Source organism: Pseudomonas sp. NFX5, assembly GCF_049132125.1.
Taxonomy (GTDB): domain Bacteria; phylum Pseudomonadota; class Gammaproteobacteria; order Pseudomonadales; family Pseudomonadaceae; genus Aquipseudomonas; species Aquipseudomonas marginalis.
On the sequence record NZ_JAFMZG010000023.1, the window covers coordinates 136103 to 157536 of the forward strand.

A 21434-nucleotide genomic window follows, 5' to 3' on the forward strand; every position below is an offset into this window, starting at 1 on the left:
TTTATCCGTTATAAAGTCGGCCTCTACCCCATTCGGAGTCCTGATCGCCATGACCACCCTGCATAGCACCCCCCGCGCCGATGGCTTCCACATGCCCGCCGAATGGGCGCCACAGACCCAAACCTGGATGGTGTGGCCCGAGCGCCCGGACAACTGGCGCCTGGGCGGCAAGCCCGCACAGGCGGCTCACGTGGCCGTGGCCAAGGCCATCGCACGGTTTGAGCCGGTGACCGTGGCGGTTTCCGCCGGCCAGTACGAAAACGCCCGCGCCCGCCTGGACCTGCCGAATATCCGTGTGGTGGAAATGTCCAGCGATGACGCCTGGGTGCGCGATACCGGCCCGACGTTCGTGATCAACGACCGTGGCGAAGTGCGCGGCGTGAACTGGGATTTCAACGCCTGGGGCGGTTTTGACGGTGGCCTGTACTCGCCGTGGAACCGCGACTCGCAGGTGGGCGGCAAGATCCTCGAAATCGAGCGCGCGCCGCGTTACCGCACAGAGGGCTTCGTGCTGGAAGGCGGTTCGATCCACGTCGACGGCGAAGGCACCCTGATTACCACCGAGGAATGCCTGCTCAATCGCAACCGTAATCCGCACCTCGACCGTGCCGAAATCGAAGCGGTGCTCAGCGCCAACCTGGCTGTGGATAAGATCATCTGGCTGCCGGACGGCCTGTTCAACGACGAAACCGACGGTCATGTGGATAACTTCTGCTGCTACGTGCGCCCAGGTGAAGTATTGCTGGCCTGGACCGACGACCCGCAAGACCCGAACTACACACGTTGCCACGCCGCCATGGCTGTCCTGCAAAGCAGCACCGACGCCCAGGGGCGCTCGTTCACAGTGCATAAAATGCCGATCCCGGGGCCGTTGTATGCCACTGAGGAAGAGTGCGCAGGGGTCGACCCGGTGGACGGCACACAGGAACGCAATCCGACCGTGCGGTTGGCGGGTTCCTACGTCAACTTCCTGATCGTCAACGGCGGCATCATCGCGCCAAGTTTCGACGACCCGTTGGACGCTGAAGCCAAGGCTATCCTGCAGGACCTGTTCCCGCAGCACGAAGTGGTGATGGTGCCGGGCCGTGAACTGTTACTGGGTGGCGGTAATATCCATTGCCTGACCCAACAACAGCCGGCCCCGCATAAAAACTGAGTGCAGTTGTAACAACGCCTTTCCGGCAACCGGGCGTCCCTCGGTTTCGGTCTCTACAGCAAGCCCACGGCCCAGCACGGTCGTGGGCTTTTTTGTGTCCGCCCACCTATAAACACGCGACATTGGCATAGCTCTTGTATCGGTGTTGCCCCAGTGTCCCAGGGTGATGACCGCACAGTTCTGTCATAAACCTTAAGTAAGTTAGCCGCTCACGCAGCAGGAGAGAGCGCCGAAATGAATGCCAATATCAACCCGATGTACACGCGCACCTTCCACCCTTCGCGGGTTGACGGTGACGCGATCCATGCGCTGGGGCTCTGGTTGAAGGAAAACGGCTCGCGACAAGCCAGGCAGCAGCCGGATTTGCGCAGTGTGATGAGTGAACGCTACCCGGTGGGGTTGTTCAGCGAGGCTGAAATGCACGCGTTGTGCGAGTTGATGAGTAACTAACGAAATAGCCTTGGCTTCATCGCAGCTGCCTCGCTTGCGCTCGGCAGCTGCGATAAGAAGGGGGTTTACGTTTAGAAGCTATAAGTGCCCGTCACCACCAGGTTACGCGGTTCGCCCGGCTGAATCTGCGCCACACTGGTCGCCGATTCGTAGTAGGTCTTGTCGGCGATATTGTTCAGCGCCGCGCGCACATCCCATTCTTTCTGCCGGAACCCGACCAACGCGTCCCAACTGCCATAACCCGGCAGCACCACGGTGTTGAGGCTGTCGGCATAACGGTCGCCGACCAGGGTCAAACCGGTTTCCGCGTACCAGCCCATCTCCGGTTTCCAGGTGATGAACAGGCTTGCATTGCGCTTGGCCACGTCGCTGACGCGCTTGCCTTCAAAGCCGTTGTTGTCCTTCTCGACCTTGGCATCCTGCAGGCCGACACCACCGCGTACAGACCAGTTGCCGATGATCTTGCCGGTGGCTGTCAGCTCCACGCCGCGCGAGCGCTGCAGGCCGCTGAGCAGGGTAATGGTGCGGTCCAGCGGGTCGCTGGTGCGGCGGTTGTAGAGTTCCAGTTCGTACACCGCCAGGGTGGTGCTCAGGCGATCGTCGAGCCAGTCGCTTTTTACGCCGATCTCTTTTTGCTTGGTCAGCTCGGGGCTCAGGTCGTTGACGCTGCCGGCGGCGTTCGGGGTGATGCCGATCAGGCCGCCACCGGCCGGTGAGAAGGTCTTGCTCCACGAGGCATAGAACGAGTGGTGTTCCAGGGGCGTCCACACCAGGCCAAAGCGCGGGCTGGTGCTGTGGCTTTTGACGTCTTGTCGGGTATTGAGCAGTTTGTTTTTGGTGTCCACTTCGAAACGGTCGTAACGCAGGCCGGCCAGCACTTGCCACTGGTCGTTCAGACGCAGTTGGTCTTGCACATACAGGGCGCGGCTTTCGACTTCGGTGTGGTTGTTACTTGATACGCTCATGCGCCCGGTGTGGCTCAGGCGACGGTTGGGCTGGTTGAGGTCCAGGGCTGGCACGGCCTGGCCACCGCGGTTCACAGCAGTGGCGGTGTACAGCTTTGGATCGCGGCGCTGGCTGCCCAGCTCCACGCCGGTGAGCAGGCGGTGTTCCAGGCCGAAGGTGCTGAAGCCTCCTTCCAGCTCAATGTTGTTGAAGACGTTGAGGGTGGTCAGGTCTTGCTGCCAGCGTTGGCGCGTCACCCGATTGGTCGAGGCAACATAGGCGGTCTGGTAGGTGTTGTCGAAATCGCTGTCGAGCTTGAACACGCCGAGGGTCTGGCGCAGTTGCCAGTTGTCGTTGAGTTCGTAGGCCAGCTTGGAGCGCAGGGACTGGGTCTTGTCGTCGATGTAATCGCGGCTGTCGCCGTAGGTGGTGCTGCGACTGACGTCGGCGGGGCGGCCGTTGACGCCGGGGATGCCGCGATCCGGCGTGCGGTTGTAGCGGCTGTATTCGTATTGCACCAGCCAGTTCAGATCCGGTGTGAGCTGCCAGCTCATGGACGGTGCGAACAGTTGGCGATTGCCGCTGACGCCGTCGCGGAAGCTGTTGTTGTCCTGGTTGCCCATGTTCAGACGCAGGCTGATGTTGTCGGTGGGGTCGGTGCTCAGGTCGGCATACACACTGCGCAAATCGTTGCTGCCGCCCTGGGCCTCGATGCTCGACTTGCGCCCGGCCGTTGGCAGTTTGCTCACGCGGTTGACGATCCCGCCCTGGCCGCCTCGCCCGTAAAGCACGGCTGCCGGGCCTTTGAGCACTTCGATGCGCTCGATGTTGTGCAGGTCGCGCACGTACTGGCTGTCGTCGCGAATGCCATCGAGGTAGAAGTCGTTGCTCGCGTCGAAGCCACGGATGCGCAGACTGTCGAAGCGCGTGTCGGCGCCGCTGCTGACGTTGGGGATGCCGCTCAAGGCCTGGCCCAGGTCGTTGGTGCCGTAGGCGCGCAGGCTTTCGGTCTTCACCGAGTCGATGGCCTGGGGCACATACCGTACCGGTGTGGCGGTGCGGGTCGCGGTGCTGGTTTCCTTGACGCGCGGGTCGTCTTCGTCAGCTTCGGCGCTGATCGAGGTTTCGGGCAAGGTGGTGGCGGCACAGGCAAAACCGGCAGACAGCAGAACAGAAAGCCCAAGGGTCATGGGCGTCAGGCGAAGGGCAGGCATGGTGGAATGCATCCAAAGGGTTTGGCAGGAAAAAGCACGCTAATGGTAATGCTTTGCATTTGCGTGCGTTATCCATTACCAAACGTATCGGCTTTGAAATATGTTACGAGATGTGTTTCGTGGGTCGTTAAAGACAGAATCTGGTCGTTTTCAGAAAGGCAGTAGGCCTTTGCTTAGAATTATTTCGCCTAAATACAGACGATTCACGAAATTGACACATAGTTCAACGCGCGACTAGGATTGCGCCCAACGCCTGTGGCTAACAGCCATGACTCATCCAATAAGAAAAGGCCCGCGGCATGTTCAGTCGTCCGCGGGCCTTCTTTTTTCGGAAAAGTCGACACCAGAAAAGCGACATGGAGCCTGGTGTCATCGCGCGTACTCAACCCGTAATAAGGAATACAAAAAATGTTGAAGCAACGGATGAGTCTGATCGCTCTGGGGATTTTGAGCGCATCGACAGCAATGGCAAACGACCAGGAGCAATCCAAGGGTTTCGTTGAAGACAGCCACCTGAACATCGCAGCCCGTAACGCCTACATCAGCCGCGACTACAAAAACGGCAAGCAAGACAAAGCCGAATGGGGCCAAGGCTTCATCGGCAAGTTCGAGTCCGGCTTCACCCAAGGCACCGTCGGTGTGGGTGTGGACGTGATTGGCCAATATGCTATCCGTCTGGACGGTGGCCAAGGTCGCGCCGGCGCGGGGGGGATCGACTTCTTCAAGCAGGGTAATGGCACCACCAACCCAGATGGCTCGGCAAACCCTGGCTCGGCACCACACGACCTGGCCAAAGGCGGCGCAGCGGTCAAGTTCCGCGTCTCCAACACTGTGCTCAAGTACGGTGATCAGTTCCCTAACGTTCCGGTCCTGGCCTACGACAACTCCCGTCTGCTGTCCGAAACGTTCACGGGTACGTCGATCGTCTCCAAAGAGATCGCCGGCCTGCAACTCGACGCCGGTCACTTCACCAAGGAAGCTCGCAAGAGCGCCGAAGGTACCGACAGCGGCCGTCTGAAAAGCATCGACTACGTCGGTGGCAGCTACAAATTCACCGAAAACCTATCGGCCGCGCTGTACGCCTCCGACATGCAAGACGTGCTGAAGAAGCAATACGTCAACGTCAACTACGTGCTGGCCCTGCCAGAGAAACAGTCGCTGACCTTTGACTTCAATGGCTACAAGACCAAGCTGGACAAGAGCTTCGCCCTGGAAAACCAAGGCAGCGAAGACGCTCGCGACAACAAGATCTGGAGCCTGGGCGCCACATGGGCTGTCGGCCCGCACAGCTTCACCGTCGCTCACCAGCGCAGCACGGGCGACACCGGCTACCTGTACGGCGGCTACCGCAACGCTGGCGGCATCGGCGACGGCGGCAACACCATCCTGCTGGCCAACTCCTACTGGTCCGACTTCAACGGCAAGGACGAGCGCTCCTGGCAAGCCGGCTACGGCCTGGACTTCAGCACCTTCGGCGTGCCTGGCCTGACCTACAACGTGGCCTACGTGCGCGGCACCAACATTGACGACGGTTCCAACCGTGGCAATGGCACCGAGCGCGAGATCTTCAACCAGTTCAAATACGTCGTCCAAAGTGGCCCGGCCAAAGACCTGAGCCTGCGTGCTCGTGCGTCCTGGTTGCGCGTTTCCAGCAATGCCGACAAGTACAACGTAGGCGGTAACGAAATCCGTCTGTTCGCCGACTACCCGATCAACGTTTTCTAAGTGATCGCACCTCGCGCCTGATTCCAGGCAATAAAAAACCCCGACTGGTTCGGGGTTTTTTTATGGGTGTGCATCAGTCCTCGCGGCTCTGCAAAATCTTGCGCGCCAACGCCGCATTCTTGTAGTCGAGCATCAAGGACAACCCCTCATAAGGTTCGATCTTTTTATTGTCGATACACAGCTGTGCCATCAGCAGCAGCACCTGGCGTTTCTTCTTGTTGACCCGCACGCCGGGTACACCGAACGCGGTCTTGCGCATTGCCGGTAACGGCGCCTCGGGCGTCAGTTGAACGGTTACCCAGATGCCCTGGACAAACTGCAACGTGATCTCCTCGATATGTTCGATGGGCAGCGGTTGCGCCAGGTTATTGAACACAAAATGCTCCGGTGTCAGGCGCAACGCGGTCTGCGGCGCGCGCTTGAATCGACGGATGCCCAGCCACAGCAGGCCCAGCCCGATAAGGCCCAGGCACGCGCCCGCGCCGACTGCCGACAGCGGCGTGCCTTTCAAACGCTCCGGGGCGAGCCAGACTCGACTCAGGATAAACAGGGCAGCCAGCACAAAGGGCAGGCCCGACACCGCCATCAGCACCCCGCGCCACTGGCCGCCTTCATGCAGGCTGCGCTCACCCTCGGCCGAAGCGGCCAAGGTTTCCAGCAGCTGGGTGTGCGCGCTGTTCTCCGACACCGCCACGTCCATCACGTCGCGAGACAGCTGCTCGCGCACTGCCTGGGGGGCACTGAAATAGGCATCCATCTGTGCATTCGCTACGTCGCTATCCACCTCGCGGGTGGCGCTGCGCAGGGTATCGTCCAGTGGCACGTGCAGCGCCTGCAGGCGTTCGCCATTGGAGGGGTGGGAGTCGGTGGGATGGGGTTGATGAATCTCCAGGGCTTCGGCTGATGGTTGCAATTCACACTCACGCAAGCTCGCGAATACGGCGTCGGGCAGATCGGTAGCCGCGCCTGCTTCACACAACGCCAACAAGGCATCCTCAACGTGCGGCTGCACCACCGACACCCGCAACAACGCCGAAGCCGCCGCCGCAGGGCCCGCCAACTGCGCGCCGGCAGCGTCCGCCAGCAATTCACGCTCACGGCTCCAGTGGTTCACCGCGTCATCAAAGCGCTGCATGAAAAACACACCGAACATGAACGACGGCCGCATCAGCCGTCCCTGGATAAAATCGCTGGTCAGCATCGTGTTCAATAGCGCTTCGAGGCTGCGATTGACCCCATCGTAGATCGGTAAAAAGCGCAGGCTGTATTCCGTGTCCTTCCCCACAAAGTGCGCCAGCTCATGGCCGATCACCGCGCTGATTTCTTCACGGCTCAGCAGGCCCAGATACAGCAACGGCACATGCAAGGTGCGCCCCTGCAGCAAAGTATTCGCCGGTTGCACAGTGGCCGCGCTGGAGGTCACGTAAAAGCCCTGGGCCAGGCTCACCACGATGTGGTCCGGTGGCAGCGCGCCGAGCCTCTCCGCCAATTCGTCCACATGGCGCCACAACCCTGGAGCCTGCACGGGCGTCACCACCTGGCCGAACATCTCCAGCGGCTCGGGCTTGAACATCCCCAGCATAGGGCGCAGCTGTCTGAGCAACTGCCAGATCGAATACACACAGAACGCCGCGATCACCCCCAGCACCGCCATCAGCTTGACTTCGCCACTGCCCAGCCGGCCGATATGCCACATCCCCAAGCCTTCGAAACTCAACGCCAACGCGACGGCCGCCGCCACCGCCACCACATGGCCCACCAGCACATAGGGCAACAGGCGGCTGCCCAGGGAGAACGCCTGCAATAACCTCTCCCGTGAGTGCCGTGCCCGCCGCCCGGCCCAGTACGTACCCGCCAATGCAGCCGCACCAATCAACGCCGCCGACAGACCCAAGCCCATCACCCACGGCGCCAGGACCCGCATCGCACGGTTCACGCGGTGGGCAATGGGCAGCTCGGCTTCGATTTTTTCCAGACGCGAGAGGGCCGTTTGCACGCTGATTTTTTCATCGACCAGGGCGACCATCGCCGTCGGCTCCTTCGCCGCCAGCGCTTGGAGTTGCTGTTTAGCGGTAGTCACCGTGACGTGGTAATCGACCAGCGCCGTGGTGGTTTCGTCAGCACGCTGACGCTCCCAGCCACCGAGGGCGGCCAGCAGCAGCGGGAAAACGATGAGGAGGCAGATCAGTTTGAGGGCGTTCATGGGAGTCCGTTCACGACGCAGGGATGTTCAGGTTTATACCGAAAAAAACGCCCCTGGGTATCTACACCACCCTCAAATGCGGGCACACAACTCTGTGGTGAGCGGGCTTGCCCCGCGCCGGGCTGCGCAGCAGCCCCAATAAAGGCACTGAGATTTTACTAAGCGCCTGGTTTTGGGGCCGCTTCACAGCCCTACTTACAGCCCGGTATTCCCAGGCGACTCCAACACCTTCACCACATCATCAATAGCGGACCTACAAAGTCCAAGCATGTGACTAAGGTGGAAAATTTATTGCTTGTCCCTACCGCCCCTCAATCAACGCACGCTCCTCCAACCAAATCTCCTGAACAAACTGATCCGTAATCGCATAAATCCCATGCCCTCGCCGCATGATGATGTTCTCCGCCACCAGCGCAATCACCACGGGTTGAATCTCTTCAACCCGCACTTCGCGACCTACCGTCTTTGAATATTCCGCAGCTGCATCGGTAGAGAAAATCCCCCGAGCATCGCCTTCCGTAGCCGCGATCTTGTTGAAAATCGCCTGAGCCAGGCTGCCCAGCTGTTCGACTTTTTCAAGCTCAATACTTGCCGCCGCTGAGCGTAAGGTGCTGGCAATCACGGGGAGGAAAAGATCAGGATCACCGCCCTGTTGCAGTAGCTGACGCAATGCCTTGAGCATTTCCTCAGGTCGATTGCCCAGGGTATTGAAGGCTTCGACAGCGGCTTCAAGTGAGGGGAGCTTTTCCTTCTTCACCGTCATTGCCAGTCGGTTGAGCAGGAATTCAACGTAGTCACCCTTTAGCAGTGGATACGCGGCCGATGTCGCGCCGGAAAACGCTTGGTTGCGTTTGGCGGTCAGCTCGCTTACCTGGGCTCTGTGGGAGCCTGTGCCGATAAAGAGGAAGTAGCCCGGCGTATTCGGGCGCGGGTTGATTGCATCACGAGCAGCCTTGAGGGCCAGGAGCAGTTGGTTGCCATCGTCGGAGGAAATGGCATGTTGCACCTCGTCGATGATCAACACGAGATCGGTCTTCGCTTGGTCGACGACCTCTGCGAGTGCTTGCGCCAATGTGGGGCCGTCGGCGTTGCCGATGCTGTCGAGTTTGAAACCGAACTTGAATCCTGCTGCGCCCAGATCGACATTGCTGACTCGCTTGAGCGTTTCCAGGATTGAAGAGCCCGGCGTTTGCAGTTCTTTCAGGGTCTTGTGGATGGCGTTGTGCACGAGCGTTGCCGGGTTGGCCAGCGTATCGCTCCATAGGTCGACGTAAATCACCAGGGCGCCTGCTGCTTCCAGGGCAGGGATAAGGTCGTTGCGCAGGAAGGTCGTTTTACCTGTACGGCGCAGGCCAGACAGAAAAAGACCTGAGCGTAGACCTTCATCTAATACGCCTGGATTGAGAAGCTGGTTTGCCATCGATTCAGCCAGTTCAGGGCGCTGAAATATGCTGCTCATGCAATTATCCCTTTTTATGGATACGCCATAATTATTGCCAATACATAATTTAGCATAAAGGATGAAATCCGGAGCTTTGGCGCGAAAAGAGGTGATTCAACAGGAGGGGAGGTGAGGCGTGGAGGGGATGATCGAGGATGAATATATGGTAAACCTCCTGAATTCGAACGTTGTCGATCATCCCTTCCGTAGAGAATAGGCAGGAATCCGCCAAAAGCTGCCGTGGCAGCAGGCTGTCGAAAGCAGTCCGCTGTCAACGCCCTCTATCGGCCGACGCTGTTGAAATATCGAGTACGAAAGCGGTTTTGTCTGGCAATTGCGCTACGTGCCGATCCGGTCGCCAAGGGGGTGCTTACCAGTTGTAACTCACCGATCCGGTCACATTTCGGCGATACCCGTATTTGCAGCTGTCGCCGGTGTAACCACACTGGGAGACATAGGTTTCGTCGGTCAGGTTGGACGCATTGAGCGCCAGCTTCGCCCCTGCATAGGATGAAGACAGCTTGCCCAGGTCGTAGCTCAGGCTGGCGTCAAACAGCGTGTAGTGGGGAATGCCTTCGCTGTTTTGCGAGTCGATATAGCTCTTGCCGACATAGCGTACTCCTCCCCCTATCGCCAAGCCCGATAGCGCGCCGCCCTGAATGGTGTATTGCGACCAGAGCGAGGCCAGTTGTTCAGGGGTATTGCCAGGTTGATTGCCTTTCTCATCGGCCGTATTGCTGCGGGTAATTTCAAGGTGTGAATAGCTGTAGTTGGCCATCAACTCCAGCGCATCGGACACCTGCGCCTTGCTTTCCAGTTCGATACCGCGCGACTGGATTTCTCCGGTCGCCACCGAGAAACGATTGTTGGCAGGATCGGCAGTCAGTACGTTTTGCCGCGTCAGGTCGAACAGCGAGACGGTCACGTAGCTGTCACTGCCCTTGGGTTGGAATTTGATCCCGACTTCATACTGGCGACCGGTTTCGGGTTCGAAGGCACTGCCGTCACGCGCCACCGCCGTGATGTTAGGGAAAAACGACTCCGAATAGCTCGCGTAGGGCGCCAGGCCGTTGTCTGCCAGGTACATCACACCGGTCCGCCACGTGAAGGCGTGATCGCGCTGCTTGAGGTCTGCCGCCGTATCGGTGGCGTAATGGACCGTTTTCGAGCGTGCCCAGTCTTGGCGACCGCCCAGGTTGAAGACCCAATGCTCGTCAAATTTGAGCTGTTCCGAGAGATACACACCCGCCTGGTCTAGCTGACGACGCTGGTTGATGTCGTAAAAAGCGTCCAGGTCGCTGTAATCCTGGTGATAGACCGGCGCATACACATCCAGGGGATCAACCACGTTGCCACCCCCCAACTGGTTGGTACTGGCGTGTTGCAAATCGATACCGACCAGCGTTGTATGTTCGAAACGGCCGGCGTTCCACTGGGCCTGGAAGTGGTTATCGAGCAGCGCATTCTTCACCTTTTCGTGGCCCAGATAACCGAAGCGGCCCACGGTGCGCTGGTCGTCATCCAGGCCGTACTGGTAAATCGTGCGCTGTTCCTGATAGGAGCGGCTGTAACGGGCGTTCTGGCGGAATGTCCAGATATCATTGAGGTGATGTTCAAACTGATACCCCAGTGACCACTGTTCTACATCGTACTTGTCGAAGTCAGGGTCGCCGACAAAACGATCCGTAGCGATCCGTCCGTAACGCGAGCTGTCGAGGGTGCCTATCCGCGGCAACGCGTAGTAGCCCAGCACATTGCGGTCTTTTTGAAAGGACGCCAGCACCGTCAGCGAGGTGTCGTCCGAGGGGCGCCAACTGATTGCCGGGGCGATGAATTGACGGTCATCACGGGCGTAGTCGATTTGCGTACCGCTGTCTCGCCACAGCCCGGTGAGGCGATAAGTCAAGACGCCGTCCTCGCTAAGCGGCCCGCCGAAGTCCGCAGCCAATTGCTTGCGATCAAAACTGCCTGCCTGCGCCACCAGTTCATGCAGCGGCTCATCGGTGGGACGCTTGCTGATCACGTTGACCATGCCGCCCGGCGAGCTTTGCCCGTAGAGCACCGACGATGGCCCGCGCAGTACCTCCACCCGCTCCAGTCCATAGACTTCGCCCACGGCACGGCTCTGGTTGGCAAAGCTGTACTGGCGCAGGCCATCGCGATAGATACCACCGCCAGTCGTCGCGTCAAAGCCACGAATACTAATCGTGTCGCGCCGGGTATCGACACCGTTGGCTTCACCATTGACCCCGGCGGTGTAGCGCAGCACCTGCCCGATGCTTTGTGGCTGCTGGGCATCGATCTGCTTACGGGTGACCACGCTGATCGATTGCGGCGTTTCCATGATCGACGTATCGGTCTTGTTGGCACTCATGGTCCGGCTGGCGACCAGGCCATCGTTGCGGCCCAACGAGGTGTCGTATGCGGTGCCACTGATCGCAGTCGGCGCTAACTCCAACACGTCGCCGTTGCTCGGTACCAGCAGCAGGCTACCGTCGTCCTGGCGCTCATAGGTCAGCCCCGAGCCGAGCAAGAGCTGCGTCAGGCCGGCCTCAGTACTGAAATCGCCTTGCAGCCCCTGGGTTTTCTTGCCGGCCGTCAGCGTTGAGCTGCCCGCCATGGTAATCCCTGCCTGTGCGCCGAAACGTGACAGCGCAGAATCCAGGGGGCCAGCGTCGATGCTGTAATGCTGCGAACTACCCGCGGCAAAGACTGGAAGGCCGCAAAGCGGTTGCACGCTGAGCAACAACAGCCCAAGCGTACGGGCACGCAGGGCGCGGGAAGGTGAAGTCATACGGGGCTCCTAAGGGGTCAAGACCCACCTCTGGCGGGTGGGTGATCCCTATAGGCCAAGCGAGTACGAAAAAACTATCGTGCAGCGGAAAAAATATTTCAGGCGGGCACGATCGAGACCCAATACCGCGTCATGCGCTCGATACGCACCGGCAGCGTGCGCGCTACCAGGGTCAAGGCTGCGTCGGTGTCATCCAGCGAAAAACTGCCTGTGAGGCGTAACCCTGAGACTTGCTCATGACAACGTAAAACACCGGGACGATAACGCGAGAGCTCCGCCACCAAGGTATCCAGGCGCAGGCGATCCGCCGGCAGAATCCCGCGCAGCCAGGCCTGGGCGACCAGCAGGTCGGGACGGCTCGGTACGCCGATACCCAGGCGGTCCACCCGTGCCTGCCATCCGGCCTCAAGTGAAGAGGACGTTGGCTGGCCGCGTGAGTGCACCTGCACCTGGCCGCCCACGACGGTGACCTGCGTGCCCTGCCGGTCATGGCGCACCTGCAACTGCGCATCGCGGCTCTGCAGGATCGCGTCCGGCGTGATCAACTGCAGCGGGCGCGATTCTGCTCGCACATTCAAGGCCAGCTCGCCCTCTATCATCTGGATGCGCCGCACCTGGTCATTAAAATCCAGGTTCACCGCACTGGCCGTGTTCAGCCATAGCGAGCTGCCATCAACCAGGGTCCACTGGTGACGCTCGCCTGTTCCTGTGCGGTGGTTCGCCAGCGCGGCGCGCACTGGCGTGGACCCCGCGCCTTGCCAGGCAACGGTGCCAACCGCACCAAGGACCAACAGGCGCTTGAGTAACTGCCGACGTTTCTGCATGTCCGGCCCAGCCGACGCCAGTGCCCTGCGCGCGGTGGCATCGCGCAAGAGATTCGCTCCGGGCTGCTGCAACAGCGGCAAGCTGGCGACACGTTGCCAGGCCTGCTCATGCTCATCGCTCGCCTCGCGCCAACACCGCAATGCCTCCAGATCAGGCGCACTCATAAGCCCGGACTGCGTCCTGACAAGCCAATCAATGGCGATATCGCGCACCTGCGGATTAATCTCGGCCCTCATTCGAAACGGCTCGCATAGCACACACTGAATGCCTTACCCATGGCCCGTTGCACTTGAGCCACAGTCAAACCCAACTGCGCAGCGATCTGCGGGTACGTCAGGCCGTCGAGCTGGGACATGAAGAAAATCTGCCGTATGCGCTCAGAGAGCCCAATCAGCAGCGAGTCGAGTTGTAACAAGGTTTCGATCACCAGATACCGGTCCTCGGGTGACGATTCCCCCCCTTCGGGCCGAGCAGCCAACGCTTCAAGATAAGCCCGCTCGATCTCCTGGCGGCGCCAGCGATTGACCAGCAGTCCATTGGCAATCGCCGCGAGAAACGCCATGGGCTGGCGCAACTCGCGCACCTGCTGGGGGGCGCGCAGCACACGGATGAACGTGTCGTGGGCCAGATCCTCGGCGTCGGCACTGTGCCCCAACCGCCGGTTCAGCCAGCCCTGCAGCCAGCCGTGATGATTCTCGTACAACTGTTCGACGGACGATGTTGGGCTGGCATCCTGCATGTGAGGCTCGCACTGCGTGAATGATAATGCTTCTCATCGTATTGATCGGGCGCATGGTTGTACAGTGTTTACACCTGTTTGATGGGGTGGAATTCTCCGTCCATATTCCTGACGGCCTTTGAATTACCCTGGCCGGGTTTGTTTTCTTGCAGTTGCCGATATTCATTCAAACGCCAAATAGCACCAAGCCCCGAGTTACGGGGCTTGGTGCTGTGGTGCGCTTCGCGGTCACCTTGCAAACTAGAGGTTGCTCGATACGGATACGCAGTGATAACCAGCTCCCGGCAATCGAGTACTGGAGACGCTTTCCCTGCATGAGGGAACGCTCCAGCATTCCCAGGCTGTTGAGAATGTGGAAGACGGCTGCCTCCCCCAATTCCCAATCAGTGGCGTTGCCGGCATCAGTATCTGCAATGTCTTCCTGCACGGCTTTAAATGCCAGCACTCAGCGGTCACGTAGCGGCTCAAAGCCCGCTGCTGGGGGGTATTGACGATCTCGGTCGGTCGCCCGCGCCAGTTGATCCAACTCGCTGACAAGTTCGGGCTTTACTCGGAAAGACAGAACGGGAGAGGCTGCCATTAACGTTGTTCCACACGTGTTCTGTATGCGCTGTGTACATGGTATGCGGACGTTATGCTTCGGCTGGTAGTCGGCCACCAATAGCGGTTTGTCGGTTTGGGGAAGGATTTACAGGCGAGCGACTGGGTTGTATTAACCCAGAAACAACAAAGCCCTCACATTTCTGTGAGGGCTTTGTTTTGTATGGTGCGGCACCAGACGAACGGTAGCTTTTGGCGAGGCCAGGTTTCCTGCGGGTTTAGACGTCGGTGGAAAATTTGGCGTACCCCGACCAGTAACTATAAATAAATCAGCTAGTTATGGATCTTGTTGGAGTCGAAGCCGGTACGTCATCCACGTCTCGTCTTTAAAAGGCGTCTACCAAATCTCATGTTTTCTATAGCGTTCCAGGAGATGTCCATAGCCACCTACGACACAGACTTTTATAGATTTTTTCGTTTGATTCCAAGCGTATGTAATGACATGACGGCGTGAAAATTTTGAGTCTGTTGATCCCCCATGCTCTGAATCCTCTGCGACTTTCTCTAACCATCCACCTCCATATCCCCCCACAGATTCAGCAGCTTGTTGGGGGTGATGATAAAACGCTACCATGAGGATACTCATGGTGTTCCCGTTTTGGGAATTTATGCGGTTGACGCGCGTTCGGAAGGGATTTATATTGATCCCAAATTGGGAACATTACTATGCATCTGGTTGGTAAGGACATACTCGATAGGTTGAGAGGGCGCGGACCAGAAATCGACACGTGGGTCAGCGCATGGGTCGCTGAAATTATCCATGCGGTGTGGACGCAGGAAGCTGATCTCTTTGATCAATTTCCCTCGGCAAGAGAGCGGAAGACCGGTGTTTTTATTTTTGAAGTGAATTTAGCAAAGTGCTGGTTAGAGGTGAAAATTGTGTTTCCTCAAAAAATCGCGCTCATAACCGCGCTATTAGGTGCAGAAGAAATTGATGGACACTAAGGTCATAAGAACAGAAGAACAGCACCGAGCTTATCTGAGTGAGGTGGATAGGCTGATGTCAATGATGCCTAAACCTGGTTCTTCGGAAAGTAATCGCCTTGAGGTCCTGATTCTTCTTATTGAGGATTATGAGAATAAAAAACATCCGATTGATGCCCCTGACCCAATCGATGCAATTCTGTTTAGGATGCACGAAAGAAATTTAAAACAAGCGGATCTAATTCCTTACTTTGGTACTAGGAGCCGGGTGTCAGAAGTTCTGGGTCGCAAACGCCCGCTGACTGTTCCTATGATAAAAGCTCTTTCAGTTGGATTGGGGATTTCGGCAGAGACCTTACTTGGATTGTCCCATACAGAAGAAAAAAAATCGACGGACGAAGTTGACTGGTCTCGATTCCCAGTAAAAGAAATGGTCGCTAGGGGATGGATTGATAAAGCTATAGGTAAAGCCTCCAAAACTACTGAAGAGACGCTTCGGGAATTCGTGTCACTTATAGGATGGCAGTTTGGGGAGGCCGCATTCAGGCGTACGCCATTAGGTGATGCATACTCACCGACTACCAAATATTCTTTGTATGTGTGGCTTCTTAGAGTTATTCAGCGCGCTAGAGAGAGTAGCCATCTTTTAGGTGCATTTGACCAAAGTAAGCTGTCGAGTTCATTTTTGAAGGATTTGGCCCAGCTAAGTTGGTTTGAAAATGGACCTCTCCTTGCTATCGAGTTCCTTAAAAAACATGGTATAGCAGTGATAATTGAGCCGCATCTGAAGGGTACTATGTTAGATGGTGCCGCATTGAAGGATGTAGACGGAACCCCCGTGATAGGCTTGACACTTAGGTACGACCGATTAGACAACTTCTGGTTCACGTTGCTTCACGAAGTTGCGCATATATGGAAGCATATAGGAAATGAAGAGGCTTTCCTGGATGATTTAGATGCTTCTTCAGAAGACAGAAGAGAGGCGGAAGCAAATCGGATAGCAAGAGAGGCCTGTATCCCTAGGGTAACTTGGAAACGCTCCGGCGCCTATTTGGACCCCAGCAGAGAAAATATAGATAAGTTATCCAGGGAATTAAAAATACATCCTGCGATCATCGCAGGGAGAATCCAACGAGAAAAAGAAAACTACCAGTTGTTTTCTGATTTGTTGGGGCGTGGTGAAGTTAGAAAACTACTTTCTAATCATTCTAATGGTGAGTTATGAAACTTGTTTACGTCCCAATTTTGAAAGCAAAACCCGGTGAGCTCACCGCTCTTGCAGAGCTAAAGAAGTTCGCAGCGGAGAAAGTTATACCTTGGTTCGATATTTCACCAGTTAACGACGATAAGCTTGAAAAGCTTAGCGGTCAGCTGTTTCCTCCAATTGAATCCTACCTGAGCGGTATTGCTGCGGAGATCTCCACGGTTTGGAAGACTCGTGAAATTTTCTTAGATATGCCGAAGTGGTCTACCAGTGCTCAAACAGAGGGTGGCGAGCATGTGATTCCATTTCTACGGAATCAGTTGGAGTCATTTCGTGTCACAGCTAATCTAGTTGTTGATTATGTTCGATGGGATGATCCTGTTTACGTTAATGCGCTTCGTGGGGCTCGGCTAGCCTCTGGGTGTGATTTTGTTCTGCGCCTTGTTATGGATTCGGATACGGTGGAGGAACTCTCTGAGGAAGAATTTGTATTAGAGCGTCTGAGCGAGATAACTGATACTTTGGATCTTGATCCGATTCTTGTAATAGTTATGATCGATTTTGGAGACGTATCTTCTCAAAAGCACACTGTACCTGACATTATATTTAAGTCGGAAAAAGCAATAGCCCTGTTAAAAAGAGCTGGATTTAATAATTTTAGGGTGGCTGGGTGTTCACTTCCTGCTTTTATATCTTCCGCGATTAAAGACAAAAATAGCACCGGCTTAGTTCTTAGGAAAGAGATGTCAGCATGGAGATCTCTTATTGTGCAACCTGGATTAGAGTCGCTAGGTTTCAGTGATTATGGCATCCGCGGGCCTAATTCCAAAGAAACAGGTGGGCCTTCGCATGCGAACGGAAAGATCCGTTATACAATTGATAAGGAGATATTCATCGCTAGAGGTTACCCTTTGACAGAGGGCCTCAAAGGTGCCCAGCATCAGGAGCTTGCAAGGTTAGTTATTGCATCAGGGCACTGGGCTAAAGAAAAGTTTAGTTGGGGAGACAATGAGATTCTTCGTTGCAGCCAAGGTGAGTTTTCGGGAACGTCTTCAGATTGGATATCTATTGATACCAATCACCATATACACTCGGTTGTGCGCGAAGTAATAGAGTATAAAGAACTTGTTGCTGCTAAACATGCAAGGCAACCTGTGTGAGGTCGTTATTTTAATCCATTAGTAATTTATCCATCAGACGGTTAGCTGAGGGGATATTTTTTAGAGTTTTTTATTGCTCAAATATTATTTAGCCATTTAGATTTCGTGTTTTAGCCAGTGACTGATCTGGTTTTGTGCGGGGTAGGCATGCGTGCGTTACGTAGCTGATCTCAATTAGTCTGCAACTAATAAAATAAACTAGATTGATTGTACATTTCTGAGCTATGAAAAAATGGGATTACTTGCAAATAAATATCGTGCGCTGCAGCCTACCTTCGAGTATCTGACAGATAAAGTTGTGCTTGCCCAAGCCTGGAAAAAAGCACATCAGTATATCCGCTCGACGAATTGGTATGCTGATAACTTTGAACTCGATAGGTCGGCAATTGATCTGGATGAACGTCTCGATCATTGGCTCGCTGACTTAAAGAGTCCAGACTTTTCTTTCGACGATTTACGGCTAGTGCCTGCACCTAAAGCCGAACGTTGGACTTTTGTTAAAGCTCAGAATCTAAATATATTAGATATGGATGTGGTCGGTTGGGGTTTTGACGCATCTGAGGTTTCTACTCATAAATGGTGTCCTGAGGCAAAAACTCCGAAGCCACTTAGACCTTTAGCTCATGTTTCTATTCGTGATCAAAGCTTATTGATGGCGCTCATGATGTGCTTGGTCAATAAGGTCGAATCTAGTCAAGGAAATACGGCTACTCATCTAAATGAGGTTCATCAGAAAAGAATAGTAAATTATGGTAATCGCCTCTATTGTCAATTTAAGGACTCTGATGCGACATTCGCATGGGGTAACAGTACGAGTTACAGCAAGTACTTTTCGGATTACCAAAAATTTCTTGCTAGGCCTTTGTATTTTGGAGCGGAGGCGCTGCAGCAAAAGCTCAAGGGGCAACACGTCTTCGAGGTTCATTTAGATATAGCTAAATTCTACGATAATATAGATCGTAACAAGTTAGCATCTGGCATTAGAGCCTTGTGCGATAACAACCTGGATCCGATTGTTGAGAAGTTGTTAGCAAGCTTTGTTAATTGGAAGTGGGACGCAACTAGTCCAGCTATTTATGAAGCAGTATGCAAAAGTGATCAAGAAAGTATTCCAAGTGGAATCCCACAGGGTTTGGTTGTGGGTGGGTTTCTAGCCAATATTTATCTTTTGAAGTTCGATGAGATTGCTCAGACTCTAATTGGTCAGGATCTTTCGGAAAACATTCATCTTGTGGATTATTGTCGCTATGTCGACGATATGAGACTGATTATTTTAGTAGATGACGGCATTCGTTCGGAAGAAATAAGGTCTGTAATTGATGAAAAGATAGGTTGTCATCTTTTAGCGCTTGGCCTGAAATTTAATCATGATAAGACTAAAATAGAAAAATTTAGATATAAGCGTGCTGGGATTTCTACGAAGCTTAAAGATATTCAAAGCAAGGTCAGCGGCCCGCTATCTGCCACGGAAGTGGATGAGCAACTAGGTCATCTGGAGGGATTGATTGGTCTGGCGGATAGTCTACGAGCATCCGAAACGGATCAGGATAACACCAACCCTTTGGCAATTATCGAAGCGCCTAGTAATGACGTTCGTGATGACACGCTGCTACGATTTTCAGCTAATAAGATTCATGCTTTGTTGAAGCAAAAGCGAAGTTTCTTTTCGCAGGAACTAGACGAAAATGGTAACCCTAAACCAGGAGCCTGGGATTATTTACAAGAACGGATGGCTCGAAAATTTATTTCATGCTGGAGTAAAGATCCATCTTTAACTCTTTTGTTGAAAAAAGGTTTAGAGCTTTTTCCAGATAAACGAATCCTGAAGCCTGTATTGGGCCAGCTAACGTCAGTCGCTAAGCGTGAGGCCGAACTCCAACAGCAACAGGTTGCTCAATATTGCTTGGGAGAGATTTTTCGTCACGCGGCAACATTAATACATACAAAAGAAAAATGGACATTTCCAGCACATGCTGACGTAAGTGGCTTTTTTGAGCACCTACAAAATCTAGCGGTTAAGATGATTTCTTCTCCGTCTACGCATAAAAATCTTCTTGACCAAGCAATGTTCTATTGCTTGGTTAGGAATGACTCACCTTTAGATCAAGATACGAATAGTGATGACTTTAATATCATTACAAAAATGATGAAGGGCTATCGTAATATCTCAGCAAAAATGAGTGCTGTTGATTTTATAGCAAATGCACTTCTCTCCTATCAGTTATCACGCGACAAGGGCTTGGTTGTTCGCGCTGTCAGTTGTTTGTTAGAAAAATCTTTTGTAAAGGTGTTTCCTCTGCCTGCCGGCGGCCTATATAGAGCAGATGTATTCCGTTTTTGCAAAAAGATTGCTGTAGAGTCGCCAGAGTTTTTGTTTGCTTTAGCTGATTATGCGAAAAATAATGATTGCGGTTGGATATCTGAATGTAAGGGGGTTATGGAAAAAGCGGGCCTATTCCAGTTAGCAATCACGGGCGACCTTAACCGTTTTAATGGAAGACCTATTTCCCTTCTTGGGGTTGTTAAAAGGCCTGATAATCCGTTTGCACACGAGAATGCCGCTCTTGCTTTGTTGCTAGCATTGATGAGTGGTGGGGACTTCGATTGCAATTTGAATTCTTTAACTGACAATACGTTGGATCTTCCTGCTAATATTGATCTAGGTAATTGTAAGATAACTTGTTCAAATTGGGGTAAGATTCAATCGTTGGATGTTCGGTTCAGTATCGTGATTGGTTTCGATGAGGATCCGATATTTCCTTTGCCGGAATGGATTGAGGATAATCACAAGCCTCTATATAGGTTAGGTATCTTTCTGCGTAGTTGCCTCATGGGCAATGTAGACTGGTCTTCAATGACTCCGGCTGACTCAAGTCAGGCTCGATATATAGGCTTGAGATCGAGTTTTATGAAGCGGCAGTTAGGCATGATGCACTCTCCTGAAGCGTTGAATGGTGAGACGGCACCTATGTCTAACTGGGTATCCAGTCTTCTGTTTGCTTTATTGCAATGGCCAGGAACCAATTTGCATGAGGGAAATTATGAATGGCCAAAAGTATGGGATATTAAAGCCCTTCAGAAATTAACAATTGAACGCTTGGAATATCAGAAAGAACTATTCTGTAAAATGACTGGTATTCCTGCATATGTCGAAAAGCTTAGCTTTGGTTGGCAGAAGGACAAGAAATCGCTAAAAGTTGTTATGGTCCAATCTTTGTTGCCGTTGAAGGGAGACTTTCAAGAGCATGGGCTTATGTTGGATACACCTAAATATAGGTCTAGGCATCGTAGGCATATAGCTTCTGTTGCTGAGTTAATTTTACACAAGGCTCATAGTCAGCGTAGTATCGATGACCTAAACTACAAGGATAGCAGTATAGATCTTATAATTTGGCCGGAGTTATCAGTTAGTGAGCAAGATGTTGATATTTTGCACCAGCTCGCGAATAAGACTGGGGCAATAATTTTTACAGGTCTAACTTTTATAAATCTCCCTGGTGTGGAGGGGCCCAATAACGTAGCGAAATGGCTTATACCTCAAAAGCTTTCGGCGGGTAAGAAGTTCATAAGCCGGCTTCAGGGTAAGTTTAATATGATGAAGGACGAGGTCGGTAAGGTGAAACCTTGGCGTCCTTATCAATTGCTAATTGAGTTGGTGCATCCAGCATTTCCGAAGGATAAAGGATTCACGCTTTCAGGGTCAGTATGCTATGACGCTACGGATATTAAGATTAGTGCCGACTTGAAAGATAAGTCAGATGCATACTTGGTCGTTGCATTAAATCAAGATGTGACCACATTTGATTCAATGGTGGATGCTTTGTATTATCACATGTATCAGCATGTTGCATTGGTTAATACAGGAGAATTTGGCGGTTCGGTTGCTAAAGCGCCATATAAGGAACGGCATGACAAGCTTATAACTCATGTTCATGGCTCCCACCAAGTGTCAATATCATCTTTTGAAATGAATATGTTTGATTTTCGCAATGTTGGAGCTAGTTATAAATCTGGTAAAAAGGTAAAAACCAAGCCTGCTGGGTGACCTGATCTG

At 53.9% G+C, this 21434-nt stretch carries 13 protein-coding genes and 1 pseudogene; 7 read left to right on the top strand and 7 right to left on the bottom strand.

Annotated features, from left to right (window positions below; all coding sequences use genetic code 11):
* The first annotated feature begins 49 nt into the window (after window positions 1-49).
* Together aguA and J1N02_RS14980 are read left to right on the top strand one after the other, a co-directional pair.
* The gene (aguA, locus tag J1N02_RS14975; RefSeq protein WP_414887325.1) at window positions 50-1156 is read left to right on the top strand and encodes an agmatine deiminase; all 1107 of its coding nucleotides are present in this window, start codon (window positions 50-52) and stop codon (window positions 1154-1156) included.
* A 234-nt stretch (window positions 1157-1390) separates the two neighbouring features.
* Window positions 1391-1606: a hypothetical protein gene (locus J1N02_RS14980; protein WP_027605123.1), complete on the top strand. Its 216-nt coding sequence runs from the start codon at window positions 1391-1393 to the stop codon at window positions 1604-1606.
* Between the two features lie 71 nt (window positions 1607-1677).
* On the opposite strand, the gene J1N02_RS14985 is transcribed toward J1N02_RS14980, so the two are convergent.
* On the bottom strand, window positions 1678-3765 hold the full coding sequence (locus J1N02_RS14985) for a TonB-dependent receptor (RefSeq protein WP_414887324.1): 2088 nt from the start codon (window positions 3763-3765) through the stop codon (window positions 1678-1680).
* Between the two features lie 408 nt (window positions 3766-4173).
* On the opposite strand from J1N02_RS14985, the gene J1N02_RS14990 reads away from it, so the two are divergent.
* Window positions 4174-5490, top strand: a complete 1317-nt coding sequence (locus J1N02_RS14990; protein ID WP_027605121.1) for an OprD family porin — start codon at window positions 4174-4176, stop codon at window positions 5488-5490.
* 73 nt (window positions 5491-5563) lie between these two features.
* On the opposite strand, the gene J1N02_RS14995 is transcribed toward J1N02_RS14990, so the two are convergent.
* The 6 genes and pseudogenes from J1N02_RS14995 to J1N02_RS15020 all read right to left on the bottom strand — a co-directional run.
* Window positions 5564-7693 (bottom strand): M48 family metallopeptidase, encoded by a 2130-nt coding sequence (locus J1N02_RS14995; RefSeq protein ID WP_414887323.1) that lies wholly within the window; start codon window positions 7691-7693, stop codon window positions 5564-5566.
* 301 nt (window positions 7694-7994) lie between these two features.
* Window positions 7995-9152 carry an AAA family ATPase gene (locus J1N02_RS15000; RefSeq protein WP_092489264.1) on the bottom strand — a complete coding sequence of 386 codons (1158 nt, stop codon included), beginning with the start codon at window positions 9150-9152 and terminating at the stop codon, window positions 7995-7997.
* Window positions 9153-9504: 352 nt separating this feature from the next.
* Window positions 9505-11928 (bottom strand): TonB-dependent siderophore receptor, encoded by a 2424-nt coding sequence (locus tag J1N02_RS15005; RefSeq protein ID WP_421147452.1) that lies wholly within the window; start codon window positions 11926-11928, stop codon window positions 9505-9507.
* 98 nt (window positions 11929-12026) lie between these two features.
* Window positions 12027-12989, bottom strand: a complete 963-nt coding sequence (locus tag J1N02_RS15010; protein ID WP_414887321.1) for a FecR domain-containing protein — start codon at window positions 12987-12989, stop codon at window positions 12027-12029.
* Complete coding sequence (locus J1N02_RS15015) at window positions 12986-13492, bottom strand: sigma-70 family RNA polymerase sigma factor (protein WP_065941133.1); 507 nt, start codon at window positions 13490-13492, stop codon at window positions 12986-12988. The genes J1N02_RS15010 and J1N02_RS15015 overlap by 4 nt, the downstream gene beginning before the upstream one ends.
* Before the next feature lie 364 nt (window positions 13493-13856).
* Window positions 13857-14072, bottom strand: a pseudogene (locus tag J1N02_RS15020) (CopG family ribbon-helix-helix protein); the annotation flags it as partial.
* A 686-nt stretch (window positions 14073-14758) separates the two neighbouring features.
* Here J1N02_RS15020 and J1N02_RS15025 point away from each other — a divergent pair.
* The 4 genes from J1N02_RS15025 (at window position 14759) to J1N02_RS15040 (ending at window position 21425) form a co-directional block, all read left to right on the top strand.
* Entirely contained in the window at window positions 14759-15037 is a 279-nt protein-coding gene (locus tag J1N02_RS15025; protein ID WP_421147453.1) for a hypothetical protein, read from the top strand.
* Complete coding sequence (locus tag J1N02_RS15030) at window positions 15027-16241, top strand: ImmA/IrrE family metallo-endopeptidase (RefSeq protein ID WP_421147454.1); 1215 nt, start codon at window positions 15027-15029, stop codon at window positions 16239-16241. Before J1N02_RS15025 ends, J1N02_RS15030 begins: the two co-directional genes overlap by 11 nt.
* Window positions 16238-17380 (top strand): beta family protein, encoded by a 1143-nt coding sequence (locus J1N02_RS15035; RefSeq protein ID WP_421147455.1) that lies wholly within the window; start codon window positions 16238-16240, stop codon window positions 17378-17380. The genes J1N02_RS15030 and J1N02_RS15035 overlap by 4 nt, the downstream gene beginning before the upstream one ends.
* Before the next feature lie 232 nt (window positions 17381-17612).
* Window positions 17613-21425, top strand: a complete 3813-nt coding sequence (locus tag J1N02_RS15040; RefSeq protein WP_421147456.1) for an RNA-directed DNA polymerase — start codon at window positions 17613-17615, stop codon at window positions 21423-21425.
* The last annotated feature ends 9 nt before the right edge of the window (window positions 21426-21434 follow it).